The 24,982-nt window shown below is 64.6% G+C and carries 22 protein-coding genes; 9 read left to right on the forward strand and 13 right to left on the reverse strand.

Going from position 1 to position 24,982, the window contains the following annotated elements:
- Window positions 1-9 precede the first annotated feature (9 nt).
- From QWG60_RS05030 to QWG60_RS05040, 3 genes are all read left to right on the forward strand, one after another.
- Complete coding sequence (locus tag QWG60_RS05030) at window positions 10-1,545, forward strand: purine-cytosine permease family protein (RefSeq protein WP_202020699.1); 1,536 nt, start codon at window positions 10-12, stop codon at window positions 1,543-1,545.
- Window positions 1,546-1,549: 4 nt separating this feature from the next.
- The gene (locus tag QWG60_RS05035; RefSeq protein WP_146908332.1) at window positions 1,550-1,753 is read left to right on the forward strand and encodes a hypothetical protein; all 204 of its coding nucleotides are present in this window, start codon (window positions 1,550-1,552) and stop codon (window positions 1,751-1,753) included.
- Between the two features lie 134 nt (window positions 1,754-1,887).
- Entirely contained in the window at window positions 1,888-3,243 is a 1,356-nt protein-coding gene (locus QWG60_RS05040; RefSeq protein WP_046079058.1) for a GntP family permease, read from the forward strand.
- A 113-nt stretch (window positions 3,244-3,356) separates the two neighbouring features.
- Here QWG60_RS05040 and QWG60_RS05045 read toward each other — a convergent pair whose 3' ends face one another.
- The 6 genes from QWG60_RS05045 to QWG60_RS05070 form a co-directional block, all read right to left on the reverse strand.
- The gene (locus QWG60_RS05045) at window positions 3,357-4,199 is read right to left on the reverse strand and encodes a sugar phosphate isomerase/epimerase family protein (RefSeq protein ID WP_146908335.1); all 843 of its coding nucleotides are present in this window, start codon (window positions 4,197-4,199) and stop codon (window positions 3,357-3,359) included.
- A gap of 178 nt (window positions 4,200-4,377) precedes the next feature.
- The gene (locus QWG60_RS05050) at window positions 4,378-5,379 is read right to left on the reverse strand and encodes a TRAP transporter substrate-binding protein (RefSeq protein ID WP_046079056.1); all 1,002 of its coding nucleotides are present in this window, start codon (window positions 5,377-5,379) and stop codon (window positions 4,378-4,380) included.
- 62 nt (window positions 5,380-5,441) lie between these two features.
- Complete coding sequence (gene bglB, locus QWG60_RS05055) at window positions 5,442-6,581, reverse strand: beta-galactosidase BglB (RefSeq protein ID WP_146908338.1); 1,140 nt, start codon at window positions 6,579-6,581, stop codon at window positions 5,442-5,444.
- Window positions 6,582-6,616: 35 nt separating this feature from the next.
- Complete coding sequence (locus tag QWG60_RS05060; RefSeq protein WP_146908341.1) at window positions 6,617-7,915, reverse strand: TRAP transporter large permease; 1,299 nt, start codon at window positions 7,913-7,915, stop codon at window positions 6,617-6,619.
- 2 nt (window positions 7,916-7,917) lie between these two features.
- The gene (locus tag QWG60_RS05065) at window positions 7,918-8,403 is read right to left on the reverse strand and encodes a TRAP transporter small permease (RefSeq protein ID WP_046079053.1); all 486 of its coding nucleotides are present in this window, start codon (window positions 8,401-8,403) and stop codon (window positions 7,918-7,920) included.
- 120 nt (window positions 8,404-8,523) lie between these two features.
- A complete protein-coding gene (locus QWG60_RS05070) occupies window positions 8,524-9,333 on the reverse strand; it encodes an oligogalacturonate-specific porin KdgM family protein (RefSeq protein WP_161796808.1) in 810 nt (269 codons plus the stop codon).
- Between the two features lie 195 nt (window positions 9,334-9,528).
- Here QWG60_RS05070 and kdgR point away from each other — a divergent pair, with 195 nt between their 5' ends.
- Window positions 9,529-10,338, forward strand: coding sequence for a DNA-binding transcriptional regulator KdgR (gene kdgR, locus QWG60_RS05075; RefSeq protein WP_046079051.1), 810 nt, complete (start codon window positions 9,529-9,531; stop codon window positions 10,336-10,338).
- 71 nt (window positions 10,339-10,409) lie between these two features.
- On the opposite strand, the gene kduD is transcribed toward kdgR, so the two are convergent.
- The 5 genes from kduD to QWG60_RS05100 all read right to left on the reverse strand — a co-directional run bounded on the left by kduD (window position 10,410) and on the right by QWG60_RS05100 (window position 16,949).
- Window positions 10,410-11,171: a 2-dehydro-3-deoxy-D-gluconate 5-dehydrogenase KduD gene (kduD, locus tag QWG60_RS05080; protein ID WP_146908344.1), complete on the reverse strand. Its 762-nt coding sequence runs from the start codon at window positions 11,169-11,171 to the stop codon at window positions 10,410-10,412.
- Between the two features lie 16 nt (window positions 11,172-11,187).
- Window positions 11,188-12,024 carry a 5-dehydro-4-deoxy-D-glucuronate isomerase gene (gene kduI, locus QWG60_RS05085; RefSeq protein WP_046079049.1) on the reverse strand — a complete coding sequence of 279 codons (837 nt, stop codon included), beginning with the start codon at window positions 12,022-12,024 and terminating at the stop codon, window positions 11,188-11,190.
- A gap of 222 nt (window positions 12,025-12,246) precedes the next feature.
- Entirely contained in the window at window positions 12,247-14,046 is a 1,800-nt protein-coding gene (locus QWG60_RS05090) for an ABC transporter ATP-binding protein (protein WP_146908371.1), read from the reverse strand.
- A 178-nt stretch (window positions 14,047-14,224) separates the two neighbouring features.
- Window positions 14,225-15,901, reverse strand: coding sequence for a peptidoglycan DD-metalloendopeptidase family protein (locus QWG60_RS05095; RefSeq protein ID WP_246124657.1), 1,677 nt, complete (start codon window positions 15,899-15,901; stop codon window positions 14,225-14,227).
- 202 nt (window positions 15,902-16,103) lie between these two features.
- Window positions 16,104-16,949: a pirin family protein gene (locus QWG60_RS05100; protein ID WP_146908348.1), complete on the reverse strand. Its 846-nt coding sequence runs from the start codon at window positions 16,947-16,949 to the stop codon at window positions 16,104-16,106.
- Window positions 16,950-17,049: 100 nt separating this feature from the next.
- Here QWG60_RS05100 and QWG60_RS05105 point away from each other — a divergent pair, with 100 nt between their 5' ends.
- Entirely contained in the window at window positions 17,050-17,949 is a 900-nt protein-coding gene (locus QWG60_RS05105; protein ID WP_046079047.1) for a LysR family transcriptional regulator, read from the forward strand.
- Window positions 17,950-18,076: 127 nt separating this feature from the next.
- Window positions 18,077-19,090 carry a glutathione S-transferase family protein gene (locus tag QWG60_RS05110; protein WP_146908351.1) on the forward strand — a complete coding sequence of 338 codons (1,014 nt, stop codon included), beginning with the start codon at window positions 18,077-18,079 and terminating at the stop codon, window positions 19,088-19,090.
- A 56-nt stretch (window positions 19,091-19,146) separates the two neighbouring features.
- Here the strand turns inward: QWG60_RS05110 and QWG60_RS05115 are convergent, their stop codons facing one another.
- A complete protein-coding gene (locus tag QWG60_RS05115; protein WP_035592929.1) occupies window positions 19,147-19,596 on the reverse strand; it encodes a YaiI/YqxD family protein in 450 nt (149 codons plus the stop codon).
- A 398-nt stretch (window positions 19,597-19,994) separates the two neighbouring features.
- Between QWG60_RS05115 and QWG60_RS05120 the strand changes: the two genes are divergently transcribed.
- The 3 genes from QWG60_RS05120 to QWG60_RS05130 all read left to right on the forward strand — a co-directional run bounded on the left by QWG60_RS05120 (window position 19,995) and on the right by QWG60_RS05130 (window position 23,956).
- On the forward strand, window positions 19,995-21,704 hold the full coding sequence (locus QWG60_RS05120) for a DEAD/DEAH box helicase (RefSeq protein WP_035592930.1): 1,710 nt from the start codon (window positions 19,995-19,997) through the stop codon (window positions 21,702-21,704).
- 159 nt (window positions 21,705-21,863) lie between these two features.
- Entirely contained in the window at window positions 21,864-22,853 is a 990-nt protein-coding gene (locus QWG60_RS05125) for a DMT family transporter (RefSeq protein ID WP_186810059.1), read from the forward strand.
- 131 nt (window positions 22,854-22,984) lie between these two features.
- Window positions 22,985-23,956: a Gfo/Idh/MocA family protein gene (locus tag QWG60_RS05130; RefSeq protein WP_146908354.1), complete on the forward strand. Its 972-nt coding sequence runs from the start codon at window positions 22,985-22,987 to the stop codon at window positions 23,954-23,956.
- On the opposite strand, the gene QWG60_RS05135 is transcribed toward QWG60_RS05130, so the two are convergent.
- Entirely contained in the window at window positions 23,917-24,930 is a 1,014-nt protein-coding gene (locus QWG60_RS05135) for a LysR substrate-binding domain-containing protein (protein WP_107181653.1), read from the reverse strand. The genes QWG60_RS05130 and QWG60_RS05135 overlap by 40 nt on opposite strands.
- Between the last annotated feature and the right edge of the window lie 52 nt (window positions 24,931-24,982).

The raw sequence follows: 24,982 nt of genomic DNA on the forward strand, positions 1-24,982 counted from the left end.
GTGCACGCCATGAGTGACGACATGCAGGCGTCGGCGGCGGGGGAGACCCCCGCCGTCGGCGGCGAATACGAACGACATCCCGTCCCCGGCCAGGCGCGGATGGGCTTCAAGAGCTTTCTCGGCATGTACGCCGGCGAGCATACCGCCGGCACCGAGCTGATGATCGGGCCGCTGTTCGTGCTGGCGGGCGTGGCCGCCTTCGACGTGGTCATGGGGCTGCTGATCGGCAATGCCCTGGCGGTGCTGAGCTGGCTGCTGCTTACCGCACCCATCGCCACGCGAGTACGCCTGACGCTCTACTATCAGCTCGAGAAGATCGCCGGTCGCTATACCGTGATCCTCTACAACCTGGCCAACGGCCTGGCCTTCTGCTTCCTGGCCGGGGCCATGATCACGGTGTCCGCCACGGCCGTGGGGGTGTGGTTCGGCTTCCCGCTGCCGACGCTCTCGGATCTGATGCCCAACAGCGTCGGCTGGGTGCTGAGCGTGCTCGGTGTAGGCATCGTCATCACCCTGGTGGCCGCTTACGGCTATCGTTTCGTCTCCTGGTTCGCCAATATCGCCGCACCCTGGATGGTGCTGATCTTCCTGGGCTTCGGCATCGTCTCGCTGAAGTGGTTCATCGATGCCACGGGCACCGGGGGGGGATCTCCCGCCGACCTGTGGGCGCTGGCCGAGACGGCGATCTGGACCGGGGTGCAGGTGCCCGGGCAGCCGGATTTCTCGATCTGGCATGTGATCTTCTTCGCCTGGTTCGCCAACATGGCCATGCACGTCGGCATGTCCGACCTCTCGGTGCTGCGCTTCGCCCGCAAGAGCTGGTACAGCATCGCCTCGGCGGCGGGTATGTACGTCGGCCACTTCATGGCCTGGCTGGCCGCTTCCATGCTGTTCGCGTTCCAGATGTATGAGGCGGGGCTGACCTCCGACAGCGCCATGATCGCCGCGGCAGAGGCCGGGCAGATCCCCAATCCGTTGCCCGGGCCCCTGGCCGATCAGGCGTTGGGCGTTGCGGGACTGATCTGCGTGATCATCGCCGGTTGGACCACCGCCAACCCGACCATCTACCGCGCCGGGCTGGCCTTCCAGGCGGTGATTCCCCGGGTCTCCCGCTTCAAGGTGACCATCGGCACCGGCCTGTTGACCACCTTCGTGGCGATGTTCCCGGGCGTGGCGATGCAGCTGCTGGGGTTCGTGGCGCTCTATGGCCTGCTGCTGATGCCGATCGGCGCGGTGATCTTCATCGACTTCTGGGTGCTGCCGAAGCTGGGGCTCAAGAGCTTCTATGCCGAGTATGCCGGTCGCCGGATCACCTATCCGGTGCTAGGCACCTGGCTGATCACCCTGGCGATCTGCCTGTTCTTGGTGAAGTTCGCCGAGATCGAGATCTTCTTCGTCGCCCTGCCGGGCTGGTTCATCGCCGCGGCGCTGTTCATCGGCCTGAGCCTGATGGCTCAGCGATCGAGCGCTCACCCTGCCAGCGAGGGAATCCGGGTGGCCGGCAGCGCGTCTCCCATCGCCACGAACGCCTCGAGCAAGGAGTAACCCCATGCGCAAGCTGCTTCAGACCATCTCGATCGCGATGCCGGTATTGACCGTGTTGTTCCCCGTGCTCTACCTGGTCGACGCCATGGGTGAAACGGCGATGAAGTGGGCCATGCTGGTGGTCACGGTCGTCTGGTTCGCGGTCACGCCGCTGTGGATGGGCAGGGAAGACCACGCCGCCGCGGCCGGAGCGCCTACCGCAGAATAACCGCCCCGGGATCGCCGGCATCGCGGCACTTCCCGATCACTCGATACACGTTCTCATGCCCTCGCCAGTCCGGCGAGGGCGGGATTCCCTGTTGCCATGGGACGCCAATAACGCATCACTGGAGCACCACGGATATGGAAATATTGCATTTGGCGATCGCCATCGCCCTGATCCTGCTACTGATCCTTTACCTCAGGCTGAATGCCGCCATCAGCCTGATCATCGGCAGCCTTTATCTGGGGCTCGCCATGCAGCTGGGCATGACCGGCACGGTCGATGCCATCAGCAGTGGTTTCGGCGGCATCATGGCCGGAATCGGGCTACCGATCGGCTTCGGCGTGATCATCGGCCAGCTGATGAGCGACTCGGGCTCGGCCCACAAGATCGCCCACACTCTGGTGGCGAGTGCGCCGCGCAGTGCGGGGCTCTATGTGCTGGGGCTGACGGGCTTCCTGCTGTCGATCCCGGTATTCTTCGACGTCACCTTCGTGATCCTGGTACCGCTCGGGGTGGCATTGGCCCGAACGCTGGGCAAGCCGCTGCCTTATGCCATCGGTGCCCTGGTCATCGGGGCCGCGACGTCGCATACCATCGTGCCGCCCACGCCCAACCCTCTTGCCGCCGCCACGATCCTGGACTTCGATATCGGGGTCATGACCTTCGCCGGCCTGGGCGTTGGACTCATCACCTCGTTGATCGTGATGAAACTCTATTTCCTGCTGCTGGACTGCGGGATCTGGAATCAGCGCAAGGATGAGATGGGCGTGGCCCAGCAGGCGCCGGAAGACGACAGCCGTCGGGAGATCCCCGATATCCCGCTGTGGATGGCCCTCACGCCGGTGGCCCTGCCCATCCTGTTGATCCTCAGTGGCACCGTCTACGACTACTGTCAGCAACTGGGCCTGGTGGCGGGCGACGAACTGCCCGCGTTCATCGCCTTTCTGAGTGACCGTATCGTCGCCCTGATGGCCGGCGCCCTGGCGGCCTATGCGGTTGCGGCGCGAGACATGGGACGTCAGGCCCGGGACGATTCGGCCTCGCGCGGTCTGCAGACCGCCGGCGTCGTGTTGCTGGTCACCGGCGCGGGCGGCTCTCTGGGCAAGGTGATCGAGACCACCCAGATCGGCCAGATGCTGGTCGACAGCCTCTTCCAGGAGACCCAGTCGGCGCTCGGGATGGTCCTGCTGACCTACGCCCTTGCCGCCATTTTCCGCATCGCCCAGGGATCGGGGACCGTCGCCGGCATCACCGCCATGACCATCATGGCTGGCGCGGCATCGACGGGCGTCGTTGACCCGTTGTGGATCGCGCTGGCTGCCTTGTCCGGTGGCATCAGCATCGGCCACGTCAACGACAGTGGCTTCTGGATCACCACCCAGCTTGCCGGTTTCAGCGTCCGCGGTGGCTTCAAGACCTACACCCTGGGCGAGGCGCTGGTCTCGCTGATGATCCTGGCGTTGACGCTGGTCGGCGCCACGCTCTGGTCTTGAGCCTGCCCGACCGTCGTCGAGCCCAGACTGGGGCGCAGAAGTGCTCCAGTCTGGGGCTCCCTTGGCGTCGCGTCAGGGGGCAATGACAAGACAGTGGCCGCCTCCACCTTCGATTACAGTCGGGCGAAGTCGGGTTGGAAGCGATTCAGGAAAGCCATGACGTCCTCGAGATCGACAAGCTCGACCTCATCCAGGATGACGTTGAGATTCGGCTTGCGAGGGGCCAGCCACTCGAACAGGAAGGCATAATCGAGCAAGCCCTGGCCGACGGCAGCGGGTCGTAGAGCGCCATCCGATATGCGAACGTCCTTGGCATGCATCACGGCAATTCTATCCCCCCATGAGTCGAGCGCCTCGCGGAAGATATCCCGCTGCCGTGCGTAGTTATCGATGGTGAGGAAGTTGACCGGATCGAAGATGATCTGCAGGTTGGGAGAATCCACGCTGTCCAGCAGTCGCGTCACGGTCTCGGGAGAGTAGACGGGGTGGTTGACCCCAGGCTCGATGCCGACGATCACGCCGAAGCATTCCGCCTCCTCGACCAGCTCCCTGACACTCTCGATGACCGCTTGCAAGGGAGCCTCGCGAAAATTGTCCTCGGTATAGACGATATCGGCATTGACGTTGCCGGTCTCCGTGCCCACGATGCCGCAGCCGAAGTCACGGGCGTGGCGCAGGTGTTCCTTGAAGCGAGTCAAGGCGCTGCGTCTCTCATCCGGGTCGGGATGAATGATATTGACATAACATCCCAGCACGGCGATCTGCACATCCTGGCGACGAAAGGCACTGGCGATACGATGAGCCAGGCCGGGGGTGAGGCTGCCGGGTGGGGTGGGAATGTCGAATGACTTGCTCGGCGCCAACTGGACCGAACCGAGCCCGCGTCGCGCGATGTCCGCGACCAGATCGTCAAGGGGCTGTGTCTCCAGATCGTGTGCCCTAATGCCAATGTTCACGTTTTCCTCCTGTTGGCTTGTGACTAGGTGGCTAGCGATGCCTGCGGTCGAAGTGAGCCCATACGTTGTCGCATCGACTGACGGCATTCTCGACAGCTATGCATGACTCAAAGTGAGCCCATGCCATGGAAAGTGACCGAGGGCTGCCGAGTGGAACGGGCCGCCCTCGGTCGTGGGGTTACTTGTCGCTCAACTCTTTGATCTGTTGATAGAGCGCATATTTCTCTGGCTCATCCTGAAGACGGTCGTACATCGGTTGAACGGCCTCCTGGAAGGGTGCAATATCGACGTCATTGATTTCGACGCCGAAGTCGTTGCGGATCCGATCACGCGCCGCCGCGACGGCCTCCGACCAGCGCTCGGTCTGGAACTCGGTCGATGCCTCGATAGCCTCCATGACGGCGGCACGCTGGGTATCCGACAGCCTGGAGAGAGTGTTGCTGTTGAACAGGATGATATCGGGAATACGGGTGTGACCATCCAGGGAGTAATGACCGACTACCTCGCCATGACGCGCCGTGGTAAGAGCGAATTCGTTGTTTTCGGCACCATCCAGAATGCCCTGCTGGAGGGCCGTATAAACTTCTTCCTGAGCCATCACGACAGGTGAGGCTCCCAGCAGCTCCATGGTGTCGACCGCGGTCTGGCTCTGCATCACCCGTATCTTCTTGCCCGCTAGATCCGAAACTTCATCGACCGGGGTCTCCGCGGTGTAGAAGTTGCGCTGGCCAGAGTCGTACCAGCCCACACCGACGAAGCCTTGGTCCTGGGTGGACTGATAGACGTCACCCATGATGGCCTCTCTCTTCATGACTCTGTAGAAGTGATCCTGGTCATCGAACAAGTAAGGCATGGAGAAGACCTCATAGAGAGGAGAGAAACTTCCCATCAGGCCCCCAGATACCTTGGTCATATCGATGGCGCCCGTCTGTAACATCTCGACCAGTTCGCTCTCTCCCCCAAGCTGGCTGTCCGGGAAATAAGTGACCGTGATAGAGCCATCCGATTTCTCCTCCACGAGTTCGCCGAACCTGGCCAAGGCATCCTTGACAGGTTGAGAGTTCTGAGAATAGGCCAGCTTGAGATTGACGTTGTCATCGGCCTGTGACGAGACGGACACCAGCGACAGGGTAGCGATGGCTGCAGCCAGGATGGTCTTGGCGTGATGTGGCGTGTTCATGGTCGACTCTTTGGTTTTGTCTTGTTGGTTCGAGCATCATTTCTCTCCAATCGAAGAGAAAATCAGAGATACGTTCTCATGTATTCGGAAAGGCATAGGATGGCCATGGCCTGTCCGTAGGGCATGGATGTCAGTGGGATATCCCGGTAGTAGTCAAGGTCGTCGCCCATGGCAGTGCCGAACGAGACCTGCGCTATCTCCCCGTCCTCATTGACGTTGTCGATTACCCCTTGAACGGCCTTTTCCGCCATTTCGTAGTAGGTGGCATCGAGGTATCTCATCCGAATACCCTTGAGGATGCCGTAGGCGAAACCGGCCGTGGCCGACGCCTCCTGATAAGAGGAGGGGTCATCGAGCAGTGTGTGCCAGAGACCAGAATCTTCTTGCCATGTGGCGAGCGATTCGACCTGTGATTCCAGGACCTGAATCAGGTAGCGACGAAAGGGATCTCGGGCCGGTAGATCGAGGAGCTCAAGGAACTCGGGGATGACGATGGTCAGCCAGCTATTGCCACGCGCCCAACGGGCTTTGGCGAAATTATGGTGACCGTCGAATGTCCAGCCATGGAACCAGGCTCCTGTCTCGCGATCCATCAGATACTGCACATGGATCAGGAACTGGTACTTTGCCTCCTCGACGTAGTCTTCACGGCCGAGCAGTCGTCCAATCTTGGCCAGGGGAAGCACGCTCATCATCAGGGTGTCATCCCACAGCTGCTGGTGGTTTTCGCTGTTGTAGACGACGTGTTGAAGGCCACCCTTGTCGGTGCGAGGCATATCATGCATGACCCAGTCGGCCCAGGCTTGCAGGTACGGCAACCACTCCTTGCGACCCGTTTCCTCGTATCGGTAGGCGAGGGTCAGAAATGGGCACACAGTATTGACGTTTTTGGTAGCCAAGCGCTCCTGGAACCGGTCATGGAACCAGTCGTCGATGATGGATAATGCCTCGGTGTCGCCGGTCTGCTCATAGTATCTGTAGATGCCATACAGGCCGATGCCATGAGTCCACTCCCAGCCGGCCCACCCCTTGGTATCGATCGTACGCCCATCGTCAAGGTGGAGCAGGAATTCTCCTGTGTCATCTTGGATGTTGACCAAGTTGTCGATGGTCCGCTTGATCAGTCTTTTTACGTCACCTTGACTGATGAAGCGTTCTTCCTGCCTGAGCAGTGGGCTATGGCTAACGCTGAATGTTTTCATGTCTTTCTCACGTATGGGTGTGGATTTGATGTGTTTCAAAGCCCCATGGCGCGGGGAAGGAACATCGTGATCGATGGGATGTAGGTGATCAGTAGCAGCGTCACCAGGATCACCAAATAGAATGGAAGAAGTGGGAGTAATAAATTTTCGACTTTTTCTTTGGCGATTCCGGCGCCGATGAAGAGTCCCGTTCCCACGGGTGGGGTGATGGTGCCGATGCAGAGGTTGAATACCATGATGATGCCGAAGTGTATCGGGTCGATGCCGATTGCCGAGGTGATCGGCAGCAGGATTGGCGTGAAGATCAATATCGCCGGCCCGATGTCCATGAAGCAGCCGATGATCAGCAACATGGCCGTGATGATTAGCAGGACGATGACCGGGTTGTCGGAGAGTCCAAGGATCGCGTCGCTCAGGGCGGCGGGTAGGCCGGTGATGGACATGGCGAACGACATCGCGGAGGACGCGGCGAGAAGAAACATGATGACGCCGGTAGTCTCGGTTGCCTTGATCAACGAGACCAGGAGGCCTCTGAGGTCGATGGTCCGATAGACGACCATCGTCAGAAACATGGTGTAGATGACCGAGATGGCCGATGCCTCGACCGCGGTGAAGATGCCGAAGACGATGCCGCCGATGATGATTGCGATCAGCATCAGACTGGGCATGGCCTGAGCGATAACCGCCTGCACCGAGCTATCCCGCAGGTTCAGCTTCGTCGTATAATTCCGGGACTTGGCGATCAGGTAGGCCACCAGGATACAACCACCACCCCATAGACAACCCGCGACGAGTCCCCCGGCAAAAAGGGCGGATATAGAGGTGCCACCGCTGGCCAGGGCGTAAAGAATGAAGGCGGTCGTCGGAGGAATTAACATGCCTGTCGGTGCCGAGGCGATATTGGCAGATGCCGAGAAGGGCCGGCTATAGCCTTCTTTCTCCCCCATGGGAACCATGACGCCACCGATGGATGTCGAGGCGGCGATTGCCGAGCCAGAGATGGCCCCGAACATCATGTTGCCCACGATATTGGTATGGGCCAGTGAGCCAGGAATTCTTCCACTAAACAACTTGGCGAAATTGACCAGTCTTAGGGCTATGCCACCATTATTCATCAGCACACCCGAGAGTATGAAGAAGGGCACCGCCAGCAAGGTGAAGCTGTCGAGGCTGGAGACCATCTTCTGTGCCGTGGTGAAGATGGCGACATCGACAGGAAGTGCCAGGAGAACCGTTACCGCTGATGAGGCAGCGATGCAGATTCCGATGGGAACTCCGGCGATCAGGAGTCCGAGAAACGATAAGATCAATACTAAACCGGCATCCAAGATCATGATTATTGACTCCTGGATAGGTGGCAGGCGTGAAAAAGATCAAGGCAGTTCATCAGGCAGTAAGTCACGATAATGGAGCCAGAAGCTGGTAGCGATAGATAGAGGAAACCTTTGGGTATTTCCAGCATGGGATAGATTTGGCTCATGGTGTTGGAGGCCGCCTGTGCACCGCCATATATCATCACCAAACCGGCGAACGCGATGAACAGGATCTCGATGGACATATCCAGAGTGGCTTTCCAGATTCCACTTAGCCTATCCGTCAGCAAGGTCAGGCTCACATGCTCACGTCGCCCCGCTACATACGCGATGGCGATCATTGATAGCCATACCAGCGAGAAGCGAAGGAAGGCTTCCGATATCGTGCTGGGACTGTTGAGGGCATAACGGCTGATGACTTGCCAGCTTGCCGCTACCACCATGACGATAAAAAGTCCACAGCAAACGGCCTGAATGAACCTGTCAAGAAGGCTGCGCATGTGTACCATTCTGACTTCCTCATTGAGCGGAGGATTTAAAGTGATTCATGTCTCGTATCATGTCACCTTCCTCTCGTCCATCTCATGAATTTCAGGGAAGGGGATACCCCTTCCCTGGCTCGATTGAGATCAGAACTTGTATTGGTAGCCGATTAGCCATGAGTTGACTCGCTGGTTAGGGTCGGTGGCGGACTGGCTGCTGTTCCGGGCGCGACGAATATAGCCACCGAAGACGGTGTTGTGGTCATTCAGCTTATGAAAGGCCAGGAACTCGTGTTCCATATAATCGCGGTCACCGCTGCCGAAATCGGGAGAGTCGCTTTCCTGCTTGAAGTGGTAGTGGGGGTTATAGAGCAGCGTCCAGTCGTCAGCGATAGCATAACTGGCGTAGAGGTCGATACGCCCAGCGCGTCCTTCGACGGCTGTTTCGTGAGTCGTCTCGTGCTCGTAACGGTATCGGCCCGACAGGCTCCAGCCCTCTCCCCGATAGCCGAGCTTGAGAGCGGCCAGGGCGCGTGTCACGTTGGAGCGAAACTTGGCGCCAATCTGTGGCGTCAGCGACCATTGCTCCTGGCTGCCAAATGTCCATCGGGGCAGGGAATAGTTGACGAAACCTTCATCATGCTTAGGCCAGCCGCTCTCGTGAACGTCTTCCTGCCAGAACCAGGATTTTTCCAGGGTAAGCGACGAAGTGTCGTCGAACACGCGAGTTATGGCGATCTTGGGCAAGGTCAGCGCATGGTCATTGGTCGTGTGCTCGAGTTTCATCGTCAGGATGTTCTCGGCGGCTACGGCAGGCCCCGTCATGGTTAGTGCCAAACAGGTCGCGGCGGCACCGGTGACGCGTTTCGACGTGTGGGTGGCTCGCATGTCGTCTCCATTGTTGTTTCTTGTGGGTTGTCCGAGCAGGCGCTCCTGGCGTACCAGCGTGGGCGCCATCTTCTTTTCGGCATGTTGCTCCAAATAAAATGTATCGAAGTGCCAATAAAATTGAAACGCCGTTCCTAATAGACTTTGGTCGATAGTCGTTTGGTGTCTTGGGGGCCGAAGCATGGGAGGGAGTAGCGAGGGAAGACGTTTTGCGTTAAATTTAGACCGATATTCCGATTTTTATGAAACGAGGTGCTGAGGGTTATGGCTACATCGCAAAAACCCGACAATGTGGCGGCCGTCATGAAGGTGTTCTCGATCCTCGAGGGGCTGGCCGAGCAGCGAGATATCGGTCTTTCGGAGCTTTCCCAGCGCACCTTCATGTCGAAGAGCACCGCCTATCGCTTTCTGCAGACCATGAAGGAGTTGGGCTATGTGACCCAGGAGGAGGAGTCCGAGAAGTATGCGCTGACTCTCAAGCTCTTCGAGTTGGGAGCCACTGCGCTGCAGAATGTGGACCTGACCCGTTTGGCCGATGCCGAGATGCGCAATCTCTCCGAAGCGACCCACGAGGCTATCCACCTGGGGGTTCTTGATGACGATCCCCGGCAGATCATGTACATCCATAAGTACAATTCTCAGTACAACCTGTGCATGCAGTCGCGCATCGGTCGTCGTAACCCTGTCTACTCCACCGCCATGGGCAAGACCCTGTTGGCCTGGATGGAGCCGGAGCGCGCGAGAGGGGTGTTGGAGACGATCGACTTCGTGCCGCATACCCAGCACACTCTGGCCAGCGTCGAGGCCGTCATGGACGAGCTGCCGTCGATTCGTGAGGAAGGGGTTGCCGAGGACCGTGAGGAGGCCGAGCTCGGCGTACGCTGCCTGTCGGTACCGGTGTTCGACCGTTTCGGCCATGCGGTGGCGGCGCTCAGCCTGTCGTTCCCGGTGGTGCGCTATGACGAGCAGAAACGGGCGGAATACGTGCGCCTGTTGCACCGGGCTGGCATGCGTATCTCCGATGGTCTGGGATTCCACGATTATGCCTTTGCCGGTGTCGCCGAGACGGCCTGAGTCGTCTTCCTCCGTGCAACGCATGACGCGGCCTTCGGGCCGCGTCATGCGTTGGTGACGGGGCATGGCGTTTACCGTGCCAGCCAGCCGCCGTCCACGGCGAGGGTATGGCCATGGACGTAATCCGCGGCGGAGGAGGCCAGGAAGACCGCGGCGCCGGCCAGGTCCTCGGGATCTCCCCAGCGCCCGGCCGGGATGCGACCCAGGATCTCGCGGCTGCGCTCGGGGTCGTGGCGCAGGGCCTCGGTATTGTTGGTGGCCATGTAGCCGGGGGCGATGGCATTGACGTTGATGCCGCGGGCCGCCCACTCGTTGGCCATCAGACGGGTCAGCCCCAGTACGCCGCTCTTGGAGGCGGTGTAGGAGGGCACCCGGATGCCACCCTGGAATGACAGCATGGAGGCGATATTGATGACCTTGCCCCGACGCCGGCCGTCGATGCAGCGGCGGGCGAAGGCCTGGGAGAGGAAGAACAGGCTCTTGAGGTTGACGTCGAGGACCTCGTCCCAGTCCTGCTCGGTGAACTCCAGGCTGTCGGCGCGGCGGATGATGCCGGCGTTGTTGACCAGGATGTCGGCGCCGCCGAAGCGCGCCTCGATCTGGGCGAGGATGTCGTCGATCGGTGCCGTGCTGGCCAGGTCGGCGTCCACGGCCAGGAAGCCCACGCCCAGTGCCTCGACGCGGCGCTGGGTCTCCTCGGGGGCGCGGCGGTTGACCGCGACGATGTTGCAGCCGGCAGCGGCCAGTCCCAGCGCCATGCCCTGGCCGAGGCCGGTGTTGCAGCCGGTGATGATGGCGGTCTTGCCGCTCAGGTCGAAAAGCGATGCACTCATGGGTCCTCCTCGCGGTTCAGCGCAGGTCCGCCATGGCGACATGGTCCATGTCGGGGAAGGTCTGGTTCTCGCCGACCATGGCCCAGATGAAGGTGTAGCTGCCGGTGCCGACGCCGGAGTGCAGCGACCAGCTCGGCGACAGCACGGCCTGGCGGTTGCGCACCACCAGGTGCCGGGTCTCCTGGGGCTCGCCCATCATGTGGAAGACCAGGTTGTCGTCGGCCATGTCGAAGTAGAAGTAGGCCTCCATGCGCCGCTCATGGGTATGGCAAGGCATGGTGTTCCACAGGCTGCCTTCCTCGAGCCGAGTCATGCCCATCAGCAGCTGGCAGGTGGGCAGCACGTCCGGCACCAGGAACTTGTAGATGGTGCGCCTGTTGCTGTTGGCGGTGTCGCCGAGGGTCTGGGGCGAGGCATCCTCCAGGGTCACCTTGCGTGTCGGGTGAGCCTGGTGAGCCGGGGCGCAGGCCATGTAGAAGGCCGCCGGGGTGGCTGGGTCCGTGCTCTCGAACTGGACATCCCGGCTTTCCTTGCCGATGTAGAGTCCTTCGTGGGTGCCGATCTCGTGGCGGGTGCCGTCGACGACGACCGCCCCGGGGCCGCCGATGTTGATGGTGCCGAGCTCGCGGCGCTCGAGGAAGTAGTCGGTGCCGGTCTGCTTGCCCAGCGAAGCGGGCACTACCACCGGCTCCTCGACGGGCTGTGCGCCGCCGACAATGATGCGGTCGATATGGCTGTACACCAGCTTGAGCTGGTTGTTGACGAACAACTCCTCGATCAGGAATTGGTCGCGCAGGCCCTGGGTATCCAGGGTCTTGGCATGTTCGCTGTGAATCGCCTGACGAATCTCCATGCGTCCTCCAGAACCGTTGGTTTTATAAAATCAAAACGAAGGTTCAAAATATCACCTGCACGTGTCTGCTTCAAGCGCGCTGCTGACGCGTCAAGGTTCTTCTTGCGGAAACGGCTAGGCGGCGTAGCAGGTCGCAGAATGGGCCTGACATGACGCGTGGAGGGGGAGGCGGGGGCGACACAGGTGCCATGAAAGCCTGGGCTGATACCCCGAGAAGGCCGCTCAGCGATACCCCTGAGCCTGCAGCCGGAACAGCCCGGCATAGCGGCCGTCGAGTTCCATCAGGCTCGCGTGGTCGCCGCGCTCGAGGATGCGTCCTCCGTCGATGACCAGTATCTGGTCGGCGGCGCGCACGGTGGAGAAACGGTGCGAGATCAGTACCGTCATCTTGTCCCGGGCATGGTCGCGGAAGTCGGCGTAAACCGCGGCTTCGGCGGCGGCGTCCATGGCCGCGGTGGGCTCGTCGAGCACCAGGATGTCGGCCTCCTCGCGCATGTAGGCGCGGGCCAGGGCGATCTTCTGCCACTGACCGCCGGAGAGCTCCTGCCCGCCCTTGAACCAGCGCCCCAGCTGGGTGTGGTAGCCGCCCGGCATGTCGGCGATGAAGTCCTCGGCGAGCCCGCGGTGGGCGGCCTCCTGCCAGCGGGTCTCGTCCTCGAAGGCGGCCACGTCGCCGGCGCCGAGGTTCTCGCCGACCTTGAGCTGGTAGCGCACGAAGTCCTGGAAGATCACCCCGATGCGCCGGCGCAGGGTCGCCCGGTCCCAGTCGCGCAGGTCGCTGCCGTCGAGTAGGATGCGCCCCTCGGTGGGATCGTAGAGGCGGGTCAGTAGCTTGATCAGGGTCGTCTTGCCCGAACCGTTGACGCCGACCAGCGCCAGACTGCCCCCGGGGACCAAGTGAAGGTCGATGCCTGAGAGCGCCGCCGTCTCGGCCCCGGGATAGGTGAAGCCCACGCCCTCGAAGCGGATGCCGTCGCCGGGTCGGACGCCCTTGGTGAGATGCCCGGTCTCTTCGGGCACCGGCTGCTCCAGGTACTCGTAGAGGTTGGAGAGGTAGAGGTTGTCCTCGTACATGCCGCCGATGGCGGTCAGGCTTGCCGATAGCGCCGCCTGGCCCTGCTTGAAGACCATCAGATACATGGTCATCTCGCCCAGCGTCAGCCGGCCGGCCACGGTGTCCGCCACCACCCAGGCGTAGGCGGCGTAGAAGGCCAGGGTGCCCAGCAGGCCGAGCAGGAAGCCCCAGGTCTCGCGGCGGATCGTCAGCCGCCGGTCCTCGGCATAGAGCGTCTCGAAGATGCGCCGGTAGCGGTCGAGCAGCAGCGGCTCGAGGCCGAACAGCTTGACCTCCTTGATGCTGTCCTCCCGAGCCAGCACGGTTTCCAGGTACATCTGCATGCGGGTCTGCGGCGAACGCCAGCGGAACAGTCGGAAGGCGTCGCCGGAGAAGCGTGCCTCGGAGAGAAACACCGGCAGGGCGCCGATCACCAGCACCAGCAGCGCCCAGGGCGAGAAGCCGACCAGCAGCACGCCGAAGCTGGCCAGCGAGATGGCGTTCTGAAGCAGCGAGAAGGTCTTGTTGACCAGCCCGAGGGGGCGGGTCGAGGCTTCGCGCCGGGCCCGGGTCAGCTTGTCGTAGAACTCGGAGTCCTCGAACTGGGCAAGCGACAGGCGACCGGCCTTCTCCAGGATCATGACGTTGACCTTCTGGCCGAGCAGGGCGCGCAGCAGCGACTGCTGGGCGGCCAGGCCGCGCTGGGCCAGGGCGATCAGCGCCACCACGCCGGCTTCCAGCAGCACGAAGCGCAGCACCGGCCACAGCTCTGGCAGGAGCGGCGTGCCGGCCTGGTGGCGTTCCATGCCGGCGACCACGCCGTCGATGATCAGCTGGCCGACCCAAGCGGCCACGGCGGGCATCACGCCGGCGACCAGGGTGCACAGGGCCAGCCCCAGCGTCAGGCGGCGCGAGGTCTGCCACACCAGGCCCAGCGCCCGGTGGCTGTAGCGGAACACTCCGAGCATGGCCAGGGGGGAAGAGACGGAGGAGGGCGGTGCGGCGCGCGAGGACAAGGGCGGGCTCCGTTGTCGGCAGGAGAGCCCCAGTCTAGCGGAGGCCGCGGCCGACGATAGAGAGGGGCGATACGACGACGCCCCGCACGGGGCGGGGCGTCGTCATGGGGCCGGCGGCAAGGCCTGGCGGTCAGCTGCCATCGTCGGAGGCGCCGCTCGGCTCGGTGCCGGTACTGGCCACCGTGGTGCCGGTCTCGCCGCTCTCCAGGGCCGCCAGCATGGGCTCGGCCTCGCGCTGGAAGGCGACCAGGTCATCGCCGCTCAGGCCCTGATGCTCCGGCAGTTCCACTTTCATGGCGTCCACCTGGGTGTTGTTGACCATTACCTCGTAATGCAGGTGGGCACCGGTGCTGCGTCCGGTGTTGCCGGAGAGCGCGATGCGTTCTCCGCGCGTCACCCGGTCGCCGCGGCTGACCAGCGGCCGCGAGAGGTGCAGATAGCGGGTCTTGTAGCCGTTGTCGTGGCGGATCACGATGTAGCGGCCGGCCAGGGGATGGTTGCCCACCAGCTCGACGCGACCGTCGGCCGGCGCGTCCACCGGCGTGCCGCTCGGCATGGCGAAGTCGGTGCCCTTGTGCGGGCTGATGCGCCCGGTCACCGGATGATGGCGACGCAGGTTGAAGTTGGAGCTGATGCGATAGTGGCCGCTGAACGGGTAGCGGTCGAAGGCCGGGTCCAGGCTCTCGCCATCCGGCGTGTAGAAGCGATTGTCCTCGGCGTTGCGCACCAGGGTCAGGTCCATGCGCGAGCCTTCGTAGCTGACCGCCAGCACGCGCGGATCGAGGTCCTCGCCGTCGATCAGGTCGGATTCCACCAGCACGCTGAAACGATCACCGCGACGGGTGTCGCGGCGGAAATCGAGTTTCTTCTCCAGCACGTGGGAGAGCTCGGCCACCTCGGCGCTGTTCAGGCCGGTGGCCTGGGCCGAGCGCGCGAAGCTGCCGCTGACGGTGCCGGCATAGAGCCGCTGGGTGGCCTCGCCGGTGCGTTCGATGGTGGCCACGTCCAGTGCGCCCTCGTCGTCACGCTTGACCAGATAGCCGTCGCGGGCGTTCTTCATCATGCGCATCGACAGCAGCTTGCCCTGCTCGTCGAGCTGGTACTCGAAGCGGTCGCCGGCGCGCCAGTGGGTGAGCATCCGCGGCTCCGGGAGCGTCTCGAGCAGGGCGGTGACCTCGCTGTAGCCCAGCCCAAGGTTTTCCTGCGCCATGATCGCGAAGGTATCGCCGGGCTCGACCGTATAGGCCAGCCACTCGGGCACATAGGGCTCGTCGGCGTCGATCTCGTCCTCGAGCACGATGGGGCCATCGTCGAACAGTTCGAGTTCGTCCGAGGAGACGTCCTCGTAGGAAGTGGCGTCGGCGACCACCTGCTCGTCATCGGCCAGCATGCCGTTGCCGATCGTGCCGACCACGATGGCCAGGTGGCGCGCGGTGTCGTCGATCTGCGGGGCGGTGACCTCGGCGTCGTCGACCTCGCCGCTGGCCTGCGCGGCGCGGGCGAAGTCCACGTCGACGATCTCGGAGGCGGTCAGTTCGGAGAGGGGAATGGCTTCCCGGGTGGCATCCCGGGCGCGCGAGGCGAGTTCGATGGCCTCGGCGACCGGGGCGCGATCCAGGGCGATGGAGGGAACGCCGGGGCTGGCGTCTTCGCCGAGGGGAACCAGAACGGTGTCCTGATTCTGATGGCCCTGGCGGGCATCCTCGACGGAAGTCAGAATCTTGTGGGCGCCCAGCACGGTGACCATGGTGGCAACGGGCAACAGCAGCAACTTGTGCGTGCGGGGCAGCGAACGAAGGATTCGCATGATGGTTTTAGCCGTGTGAAATAGGTGTAAACGCATAAAAAGGCACTAGAACCTTAACCCATGACGATTAGGGTGCCTAGGCTGTACACCTATACAGCAGAGCGCGGACCCGGCCCGAGAGCGGGCGAACCGAGTCCGTGAACAGTGTTTATTAATTCGACCTTGCCATGCTTCACCCGCCTTCGGCAACCCTGCTTCCGGCTTAGTCGGTGAGACTGCCATCCCGATAGTCGCGCAGTGCCTGGTCGAGCTCGTGGCGGTGATTCATCACGAAGGGGCCGTAATGGGCGATCGGCTCGCCGTGGGGTTCGCCCGCCAGCAGCAGGGCCTGGGCACCGGCGTCGCTTGCCAGGGACAGTCGTCCGCCATCACCGAGGCGCACGAGTTCGCCCCGGGTGACGCCATCGCCCGCTATCTCGAGTTGGCCGGCGAAGACGAACACCAGCAGGGTGCTGGCGTCGGCCTCGAGAGCGATGTCACCGCCGGCCTCTAGGGTGACGTGGGCCACGCCGGCCCGGCCGGCCAGGGCATCGAGAGGGCCGCTGACGCGCTCGCCGTCGGCCGCTACCCAGTCCCCGCCGAGGGCCGTTAGCCGGGCGCCCGGCCGGGCCAGGTGCGGCATCTCGTCGCCGGGCACGTCGCGATAGGTCGGTTCGCTCATCTTGTTGCTGGCGGCCAGGTTGAGCCACAGCTGGAAGGCATGCAGGCCATGCGCGTCGGCGAAGGGCGTCTCGCCGTGGATGATGCCGCGGCCGGTATGCATCCACTGGGCGCCGCCGGCGCCGATGCTCGAGTGATGGCCGAGGTGATCCTCATGGCGCAGGCCGCCGTGGAGGACGTAGGTCAGGGTCTGGATACCGCGGTGGGGATGCGGCGGAAAGCCACCGATGGCGTTGTCGTGGGGCGCCGCCTCGAGCTCGTCGAGCATCAGGAACGGGTCCAGGCTGCCGCCGAAGTCGTGCAGGCGGTGGATGGCGACGCCGTCGCCGTCCTGGCTGGGATGGCTCTTCAGGCGACGCTGGGGGCGGCGGTCGATGGGCTGGGTCATCGTCTCGATCTCCCTGGGGAATGGAATGACTGGCATTCTAGGCCGATTTTTTCGAAGATTAAGCGCAACGTTTCGCGCATTACATTCGAGGAAATCGAACATGTCCCGTGTCACCCTCGCTCAGTGGCAGATGCTGGCCGCGGTGGTCGATCATGGCGGCTTCTCGCGGGCCGCCGAAGCCATCCACAAGAGCCCCTCGACGCTCAATCACGCGGTCCACAAGCTGGAAGAGCAGCTCGGGGTGGCGGTACTGGAGCCGATAGGGCGCCAGGTGCGGTTGACCGAGGCCGGCGAGATGCTGCTGAGACGCGCTCGTCAGTTGCTCGACAACGCCGCGTCGCTGGAGGACGTGGCCTCTCGCCTGGCCGAAGGCCTGGAGGCCGAGATCGTGCTGGCCATCGACCAGATCTTCCCGCCGGATGCCCTGGCGCGGGCGCTGGATGCCTTCTCCGCGGCCTTTCCCTATGTGCGCGTGCAGCTCCACGAGACGGTGCTCAACGGCGGCGTCGAGATGCTCCAGGACGGCGAGGCCGATCTGCTGATCTCGGGGCTCGGCGCCCAGGGGTTCCTGGGCGAGCCGCTGGTGACGGTGCGGTTCATCGCCGTGGCCCACCCCGACCACGAGCTGCATCGGCTGGGGCGCGAGCTCGATCTGCGCGACCTCGAGCAGTACCGTCAGCTGGTGGTGCGCGACTCCGCCCAGGGCCGCTCCCAGGATTCCGGCTGGCTCAAGGCCGAGCAGCGCTGGACGGTCAGCCACCTCGACACCTCCATCGGCATGCTGGAGCGTAACCTCGGCTTCGCCTGGGTGCCCGAGACGCGGCTCGGCGACAGCCTGGAGGCCGGGCGGCTCAAGCCGCTGCCGCTGACGGCCGGCGGGGTGCGCGAGATTCCCATCCAGCTCATCCATCGCGACCAGGACCGCGCCGGGCCGGCCACTCGGGCCATGGCCCAGCAGCTGCGTGACAGCGTGCGCGAGGTCGGCGGCGGTGAGGAATGATGCGGCGTAGCGTCGCCGTGCCGCCTGATCTTTCGAAGAAAACGAACAATGACGGCCAAAAACTGCGCTTGAGCTTCGATTTCCTCGGTTTAGGCTAGGTGCAAACGTTCTGAAAGAGGAAATCGAGATGGGCTTGCTGATCGACGGCCAGTGGCACGACCAGTGGTATGACACCAAGGCGCACGGCGGCGAGTTCGTGCGCGAATCCGCCAAGCTGCGCGACTGGATCACGCCCGATGGTAGCCCCGGCCCCGACGGGCGCCCGGCGTGCGCCGCCCAGGCCGACCGCTACCATCTCTATGTGTCGCTGGCCTGTCCCTGGGCGCATCGCGTGCTGATCATGCGTCGCCTCAAGGGGCTCGAGCCGCTGGTCGGTGTCTCGCACACCAGCCCGCTGATGCTCGACCAGGGCTGGACCTATCATCGTGACGAAGGCTCGAGCGGCGATCCGCTCAACGGCGTCGACTTCCACCATCAGCTCTATACCCTGACCGACCCGCACTATACCGGTCGGGTCACGGTGCCCGCGCTGTGGGACCGGCAGGAGGAGCGCATCGTCAGCAACGAGTCGGCGGACCTGGTACGCATCTTCAATGACGCCTTCGACGGGCTGACCGGCAATCGACTGGACCTCTATCCGACGGATCTGCGCGAGACCATCGATGCCGTCAACGCCGACGTCTACGACCACGTCAACAACGGCGTCTACAAGGCCGGCTTCGCCACCGAGCAGGACGTGTACGAGCGCCACGTCGAGGCGCTGTTCGCCGCGCTCGACCGCTTGGAAACGCGGCTGTCCGAGTGGCGCTACCTGGCGGGAGAGTGGCTTACCGAGGCCGACATTCGCCTGTTCACCACCCTGGTGCGCTTCGACGCCGTCTATCACGGTCACTTCAAGTGCAACCTGCGCCGGATCGAGGACTACCCGAACCTCTCGAACTACGTGCGCGAGCTCTACCAATGGCCGGGGGTGGCCGAGACGGTGAACATGGATCATATCCAGCGCCACTATTACATGAGCCACAAGACCATCAACCCCAACGGCATCGTGCCGGCCGGACCGCTGCTCGGCCTCGAGCGTCCCCACGACCGTGAGCGTCTGCCGGGGCGCGGGATTCGCGATAAGGTCGGTAAGGCGTGAGGAGAAGAGGAGTGAGGGGGGAGTGCCTCACTCCTTCCTCCTCACACCTCACTTCATTACTGCTGTTTCGCCAACCATCTGTCCAGCGCGTTGGCGAATTCCCGGCGGTCGACGTCCGAGTAGCCCTTGGGTCCGCCGGTGTGCTCGCCGCTGGCACGTAACGTCTCCATGAAGTCCCGCATCTGAACCCGGGCGCGGATGTTGCTCTCGTTCAGCGCCTCGCCGCGGCTGGTCATCACGCTGGCGCCGCGCTCGATGGCGGCCAGGGCCAGCGGCAGGTCGGAGGTGATCACCAGGTCACCCCTGGCCAGGCGGTCGACGATCTCGTCGTCGGCGGCGTCGAAGCCGTGGCTGACCGCCATGCCCTTGACCCACTTCGAGGGCGGCAGCGGCACCTGGTGGTTGGCGACGAAGGTGGTCGGGGTGGCGGTGCGTTCGGCGGCGCGCACGATGATCTCGCGGGCGATCCGCGGGCAGGCATCGGCGTCGACCCAAAGGTTCGGCATGGGGGCTCCTGGAGGTAAGGCGGAAAAGGCTGGCCAGCCTGGGGCCGCGATGGTAGCATGCGCGCTTCCTCGCATGTGCTGACCCCACCATCATACTCAGCGCCGCTTCACGAATCGTGACTGCGACGCTCGCGAAGACGCCGGGCCAACCGCCCAACGCGTTCGGACTGTGAAGATGGAGCGCCGCCGAGAGTTCGCCACCCGGGCGAATTCGGCGCAGACGGTCGCCACGACGGTTCGCCTGCCATGGCGGGCTCGAACCGATGCCAGGTGCGACCGGCGTCCCCGACTCCGATGTTGACGACGACCTGCCTCGTGCAGGATCCCCGAGCGTATTACCGCGTCGGGGGCGCCACGATGTTTCTTGCCGGCGATGCCGGCCTACCAAGGTGTGATTCATGACCTCGACTTCCGTCGCCTCGCCGAGTTTCGGCGATCTGGCCCTGCTGCCTGCCGTTCTCTCCGCCATCGAGACCCTCGGCTATCAGACCCCGTCTCCGATTCAGGCACAGACCATTCCGGCCCTGCTGGAAGGCCGCGACATGCTGGGCCAGGCCCAGACCGGTACCGGCAAGACCGCGGCCTTCGCCCTGCCGCTGCTCTCGCGCCTCGATCTCGACAAGCGCGCGCCCCAGGTGCTGGTGATGGCGCCGACCCGTGAGCTGGCCCAGCAGGTGGCCGTCTCCTTCACCAAGTATGGCCAGAACCTCAAGGGCCTGGAAGTCGCCACCCTGTGCGGCGGCATGGAATATCGCGACCAGATGCAGGCCCTGCGTCGTGGCGCTCAGGTCGTGGTCGGCACCCCCGGCCGCATCATCGATCACCTGGACCGCGGCAGCCTGAAGCTCGACGGCCTCTCCGCCCTGGTGCTGGACGAAGCCGACGAGATGCTGCGCATGGGCTTCATCGACGACGTCAAGCGCGTGGTCGCCGACACCCCGCAGGACGCCCAGCGCGTGTTCTTCTCCGCGACCCTGCCGACCGAGATCGAGCGCATCGTCAACCGCTACCTGGTCGAGCCGGTCAAGGTCGCCATCGAGTCCCGCACCACCACCGGCGAGAACATCGAGCAGCGTCGCGTGCGCATCGATGGCGGTGCCAAGCAGGAAGCGCTGGCGCGCATCCTCGAGGTCGAGCCGGTCGATGCCGCCATCGTCTTCGTCCGCACCCGGGCCGCCTGCACCACCCTGATGGAGCAGCTCTCCGCCCGTGGCGTCAACGTGGCCAGCCTGTCCGGTGACCTGGACCAGAGCCTGCGCGAGCGCACCATCACCCGCCTCAAGCGCGGCAAGGTCGACGTGCTGATCGCCACCGACGTGGCCGCCCGCGGTCTCGACGTGCCGCGCATCACCCATGTCATCAACTATGACCTGCCCCAGGATGCCGAGGCCTACACCCACCGCATCGGCCGTACCGGCCGTGCCGGCCGCAACGGCGTGGCGATCACCTTCGCCGGCAACCGCGAAGGCCGCAAGGTCGGCTGGCTGGAGCAGGCCACCGGCCAGAAGATGAGCGAGATGGACCTGCCCGACGAGGCCGCCATTCGCGCCCATCGTGATCAGGTCTTCCACCAGCGCGCCGTCGCCGCCGTCACCAAGGGCGCCGAGGAGCAGCGTGCGCTGATCGAGCAGCTGATCGGTGAAGGCTACGATCCGGTCGACCTGGCCTGCGCCTTCTCCGCCCTGGCGCGCGCCGACGAGGCGCCGATCGGCCGCCTCCAGGCGCCGCGCAAGGAGCGCAACGAGCGCCGCGACGGCAAGCCGGCCCGCCGCGAGAGCGGTCCCCGTGATCGTGCGCCGCGCGAAGGCATGACCCGCTACCGCGTGTCCGTGGGTCACAAGGACGGCGTCAAGCCCGGCCAGCTGGTCGGCGCCCTGGCCAACGAAGGCGGCATCGAGGGTAACCGCATTGGCCGGATCGACATCCGCAATGCATTTTCCGTCGTCGAGTTGCCGAACAACCTGCCGTCGAGCATCCTCGACAAGATGGGGCGCGCCCGGGTCGCGGGTCGTCCGCTGGAAATCAGCGAAGACCGCGCGCCTGCCGAGCGTGCGCCGCGCCGCCGCCGCGACGATGACGGTCCGGTGCCGCGTCGCGAACGCGCCTGAGGCGATCTCGCTAGCGTGAGGCCTCGCTCCTGACGCAGGAGCGAGCGCCGCACGCACCGTCAAGCCGAGCAGGCCGGGGGAAACCCCGGCCTGCTCGTCGTTTGTCACCACCGATTCATCACCGTATTGCCGGCATGCTTGCCGAGGGGGAGAGCGACGATGTGGTCACGTTTGCCGTTTCGCCTGCGGGGCTATCTGATCACCATGATGGGGGTGCTGTTCCTGTCGCCGGATGCCCTGCTGGTCAAGGCCACCACGGTGGACATCGCCACTTTCATGTTCTGGCGCGGGCTGCTGCTCGGCCTCACCCTGCTGGGCCTCGCCTGGTGGCGCTACGGTCGTGAGCTGCCGGCGGCGGTGAAGGCCTGCGGCCCGGCGGCCTGGTGGTGCCCACTGGCCTTCGCCGGCAGTGCTTGGGCCTTCGTGATCGCCAACCGTCTCACCTCCGCCGGCAACGTGCTGGTAATGATGAACCTGGCGCCGCTGGTGGCCGCGCTGATCGGCTGGTGGGTCTTCGGCGAGCGGCTGCGCCGCCAGACCTGGGTGGTGATCGTGGTCTGCGTGGCCGGTGCCTGCCTGATGGCCAGCGGGGAGATCGGCGTCGGCAGCCCCCTGGGACTGGCCGTGGCGCTGATCGTGCCGCTGTGCATCGCCATCAACACCACCGTGGCCAGCGCTCAGAAGAGCCAGTCCCGACGCGGGGTCGATACCACGGTGATCCTGCCCCTGGGCTGCCTGGCCATGATGCTGCCTGGCGCGCTACTGGGGGGCGTGCAGCTGCCGTCGGCGGTGGACATGCAGTACCTGCTGGCGATGGGCGTGCTGCTGACGGTCGCCTACTTCGGCATCCAGACCGGGCCGCGCTACCTGCCGGGCGCCGAGGTCAGCCTGGTGATGCTGCTCGAGACCCTGGTCGGCACCCTGCTGGTGTGGGTCTGGGTCGGTGAGGTGCCCACCGTGGCGGCCTTCATCGGTGGGGGCGTGATCGTGGCGGCGATGCTGATCAGCACCCTGCGGGATCTGCGTCGCCAGCGCGAGAAGGTGGCCGCCGGGGCGCCGGATTCGCGGGAGCTCCTTGAGGAGGCCGCTGTCGAGCCCTCCGTGGGCTCGCTCGGCGAGGGGCAGGGAGAGGGCGCCGGGCCGCGTTGATCCCGGCCCAGCCACGTGGCGGAACGGCGGCCGGGCGAGAGGCCGCGGCGGGTCGACGAGCCCTCGAACTATATGTTCGACATTTGCTCTGATATGGTCCGCTCATCATCAGCCATCCGTCAGGAACCGCCATGTCTTCGCTTTCCATCGGTCTCGTGGGTCTCGGCAAGATCGCCCGGGACCAGCACCTGCCGGCCATCCAGGCCAACCCGAACCTGCGCCTGGTGGCCGGCGCCGACCCCACGGCCGGCATCGATGGCCTGCCGCACCATGCCTCTCTCGAGGCGATGCTCGCCGCCGAGCCCGGCCTCGACGCCGTGGCGATCTGCACCCCGACCCACCTGCGCTACGCCCAGGCGCGCCTGGCGCTGGAGGCCGGCAAGCACGTGCTACTGGAGAAGCCGCCTGGGGCCACGCTCAGCGAGGTCGCGGCGCTGGTCGAGCTGGCCGAGCGTTGCCCGGGCACGCTGTTCGCCGCCTGGCACTCCCAGCAGGCCGGCGGCGTGGCCGCGGCGCGCGAATGGCTGGCCGAGCGCCGCATCGAGCGCGTCGCGATCGAGTGGAAGGAGGACGTGCGCGTCTGGCATCCCGGCCAGAGCTGGCTGTGGGCGCCTGGCGGCATGGGCGTCTTCGACCCCGGCATCAACGCTCTCTCGGTGGCCACCCTGGTGCTGCCGCGGCCGTTCTTCCTGCGCCAGGCGACCCTCGAGGTGCCGGCCAACTGCCAGACGCCCATCGCCGCCCGGTTGGCCTTCATGGATGCCGACGAGGCGCCGATCGCCGCCGACTTCGATTTCCGCCAGACCGGCGAGGTGATCTGGGAGGTGCGCGTCGAGACCGACGCCGGCCGCCTGCGCCTGACTCACGGCGGCAATCGCCTGCTGATCGACGACGAGGTGGTGGTGGATGCGCCCACCGGCGACGGCAACGACGAGCCATCGCGGCTGGCCGCCATGGTCGGCCAGGAATACGCCGGGCTCTACGCGCGCTTCGCCGAGCTGGCCGCCGCCGGTCGCTCCGAGGTGGACGTTGCGCCGCTGCGGCAGGTGGCCGATGCCTTCCTCTACGGGCGCAGGGAGAGCGTCGAAGCGTTCGAGGGCTGAGGTTCGGTCTGGAGTGAGCGTTGATGGGCCACCAGCTCGCGCAGGGTGCTCATCAGGGTCGCGGCACCGGGAGACAGGCGCCGGTCGCGCAGGCTTACCAGGCCGTAGGGCTGCACGCTCAGCGCCTCCTCGAAGGGCAGCCGACGGAAGCGCTGCGGCGCGCACAGCAGGTCGGCGGCCTCGCGGGTGGTCACGGTGAGGGTGTCCGACTTGTCGACCAGCGCCAGGGCCACCAGCACATCGGGGGTGTCGACGATCTGGCGCGGCGGTGCGACCCCGTGCTGCAGGAAGAGGCCGTCGACCCGCTGGCGCATCAGCGCCCCCGGGGGTTGCAGCGCCCAGGGATAGGCGGCCATCGCCTCCAGCGACAGCGCGGACTGTCCGCTCAGCGGATGGCCCTCGCGGCACACGAAGCACAGCGCCTCCTCGCCGATCTCCTCGAACACGAAGCGCTCGGCCGGGAAGCCGGCGGGGACGCGAGTGATGGCGAAGTCGAGCTCGCCCTCCAGCAGCCGGGGGATCAGGTCCCGGCTGACCCCCACGTCGACGCCAATCTTGAGGCCGGGCAGGTCGCGATGCACCCGCTCGATGGCGCTGGTCAGCAGCGTCACCGCCGGCGCCATCACCGTGCCGACGGAGACCACCCCGGCATTGCCCGCCTCCAGGGCGTTGAGTTCCTCGCCGGCGTGCTGCAGCTGGGAGACGATGCCGCGGGCATGGCGGATCAGGCATTCGCCGTACCAGTTGGGCGTGAGCCCGCGAGGATGACGTTCGAACAGCGCCACGCCGAGCTGCGTCTCCAGATCGCCGAGCAGCTTGGAGGCCGCCGGCTGGCTCATGCCGAGGCTCTCGGCGGCGCGATGCAGGTTGCGCTGCTCGTCGAGGGCGACGAACAGCTGCAGGTGGCGGAACTTTAGTCGAGCCCTCAGGAACCAGTCCGGTGGCAGGGCCTCGGGGGGATGCGTGGCCTTCATGGTGCGATAACGCTTTGTGTATCAACCGTCATGGCGAACATTATTGGTCCTT

This window comes from Halomonas halophila (assembly GCF_030406665.1).
GTDB classification, from domain to species: domain Bacteria; phylum Pseudomonadota; class Gammaproteobacteria; order Pseudomonadales; family Halomonadaceae; genus Halomonas; species Halomonas halophila.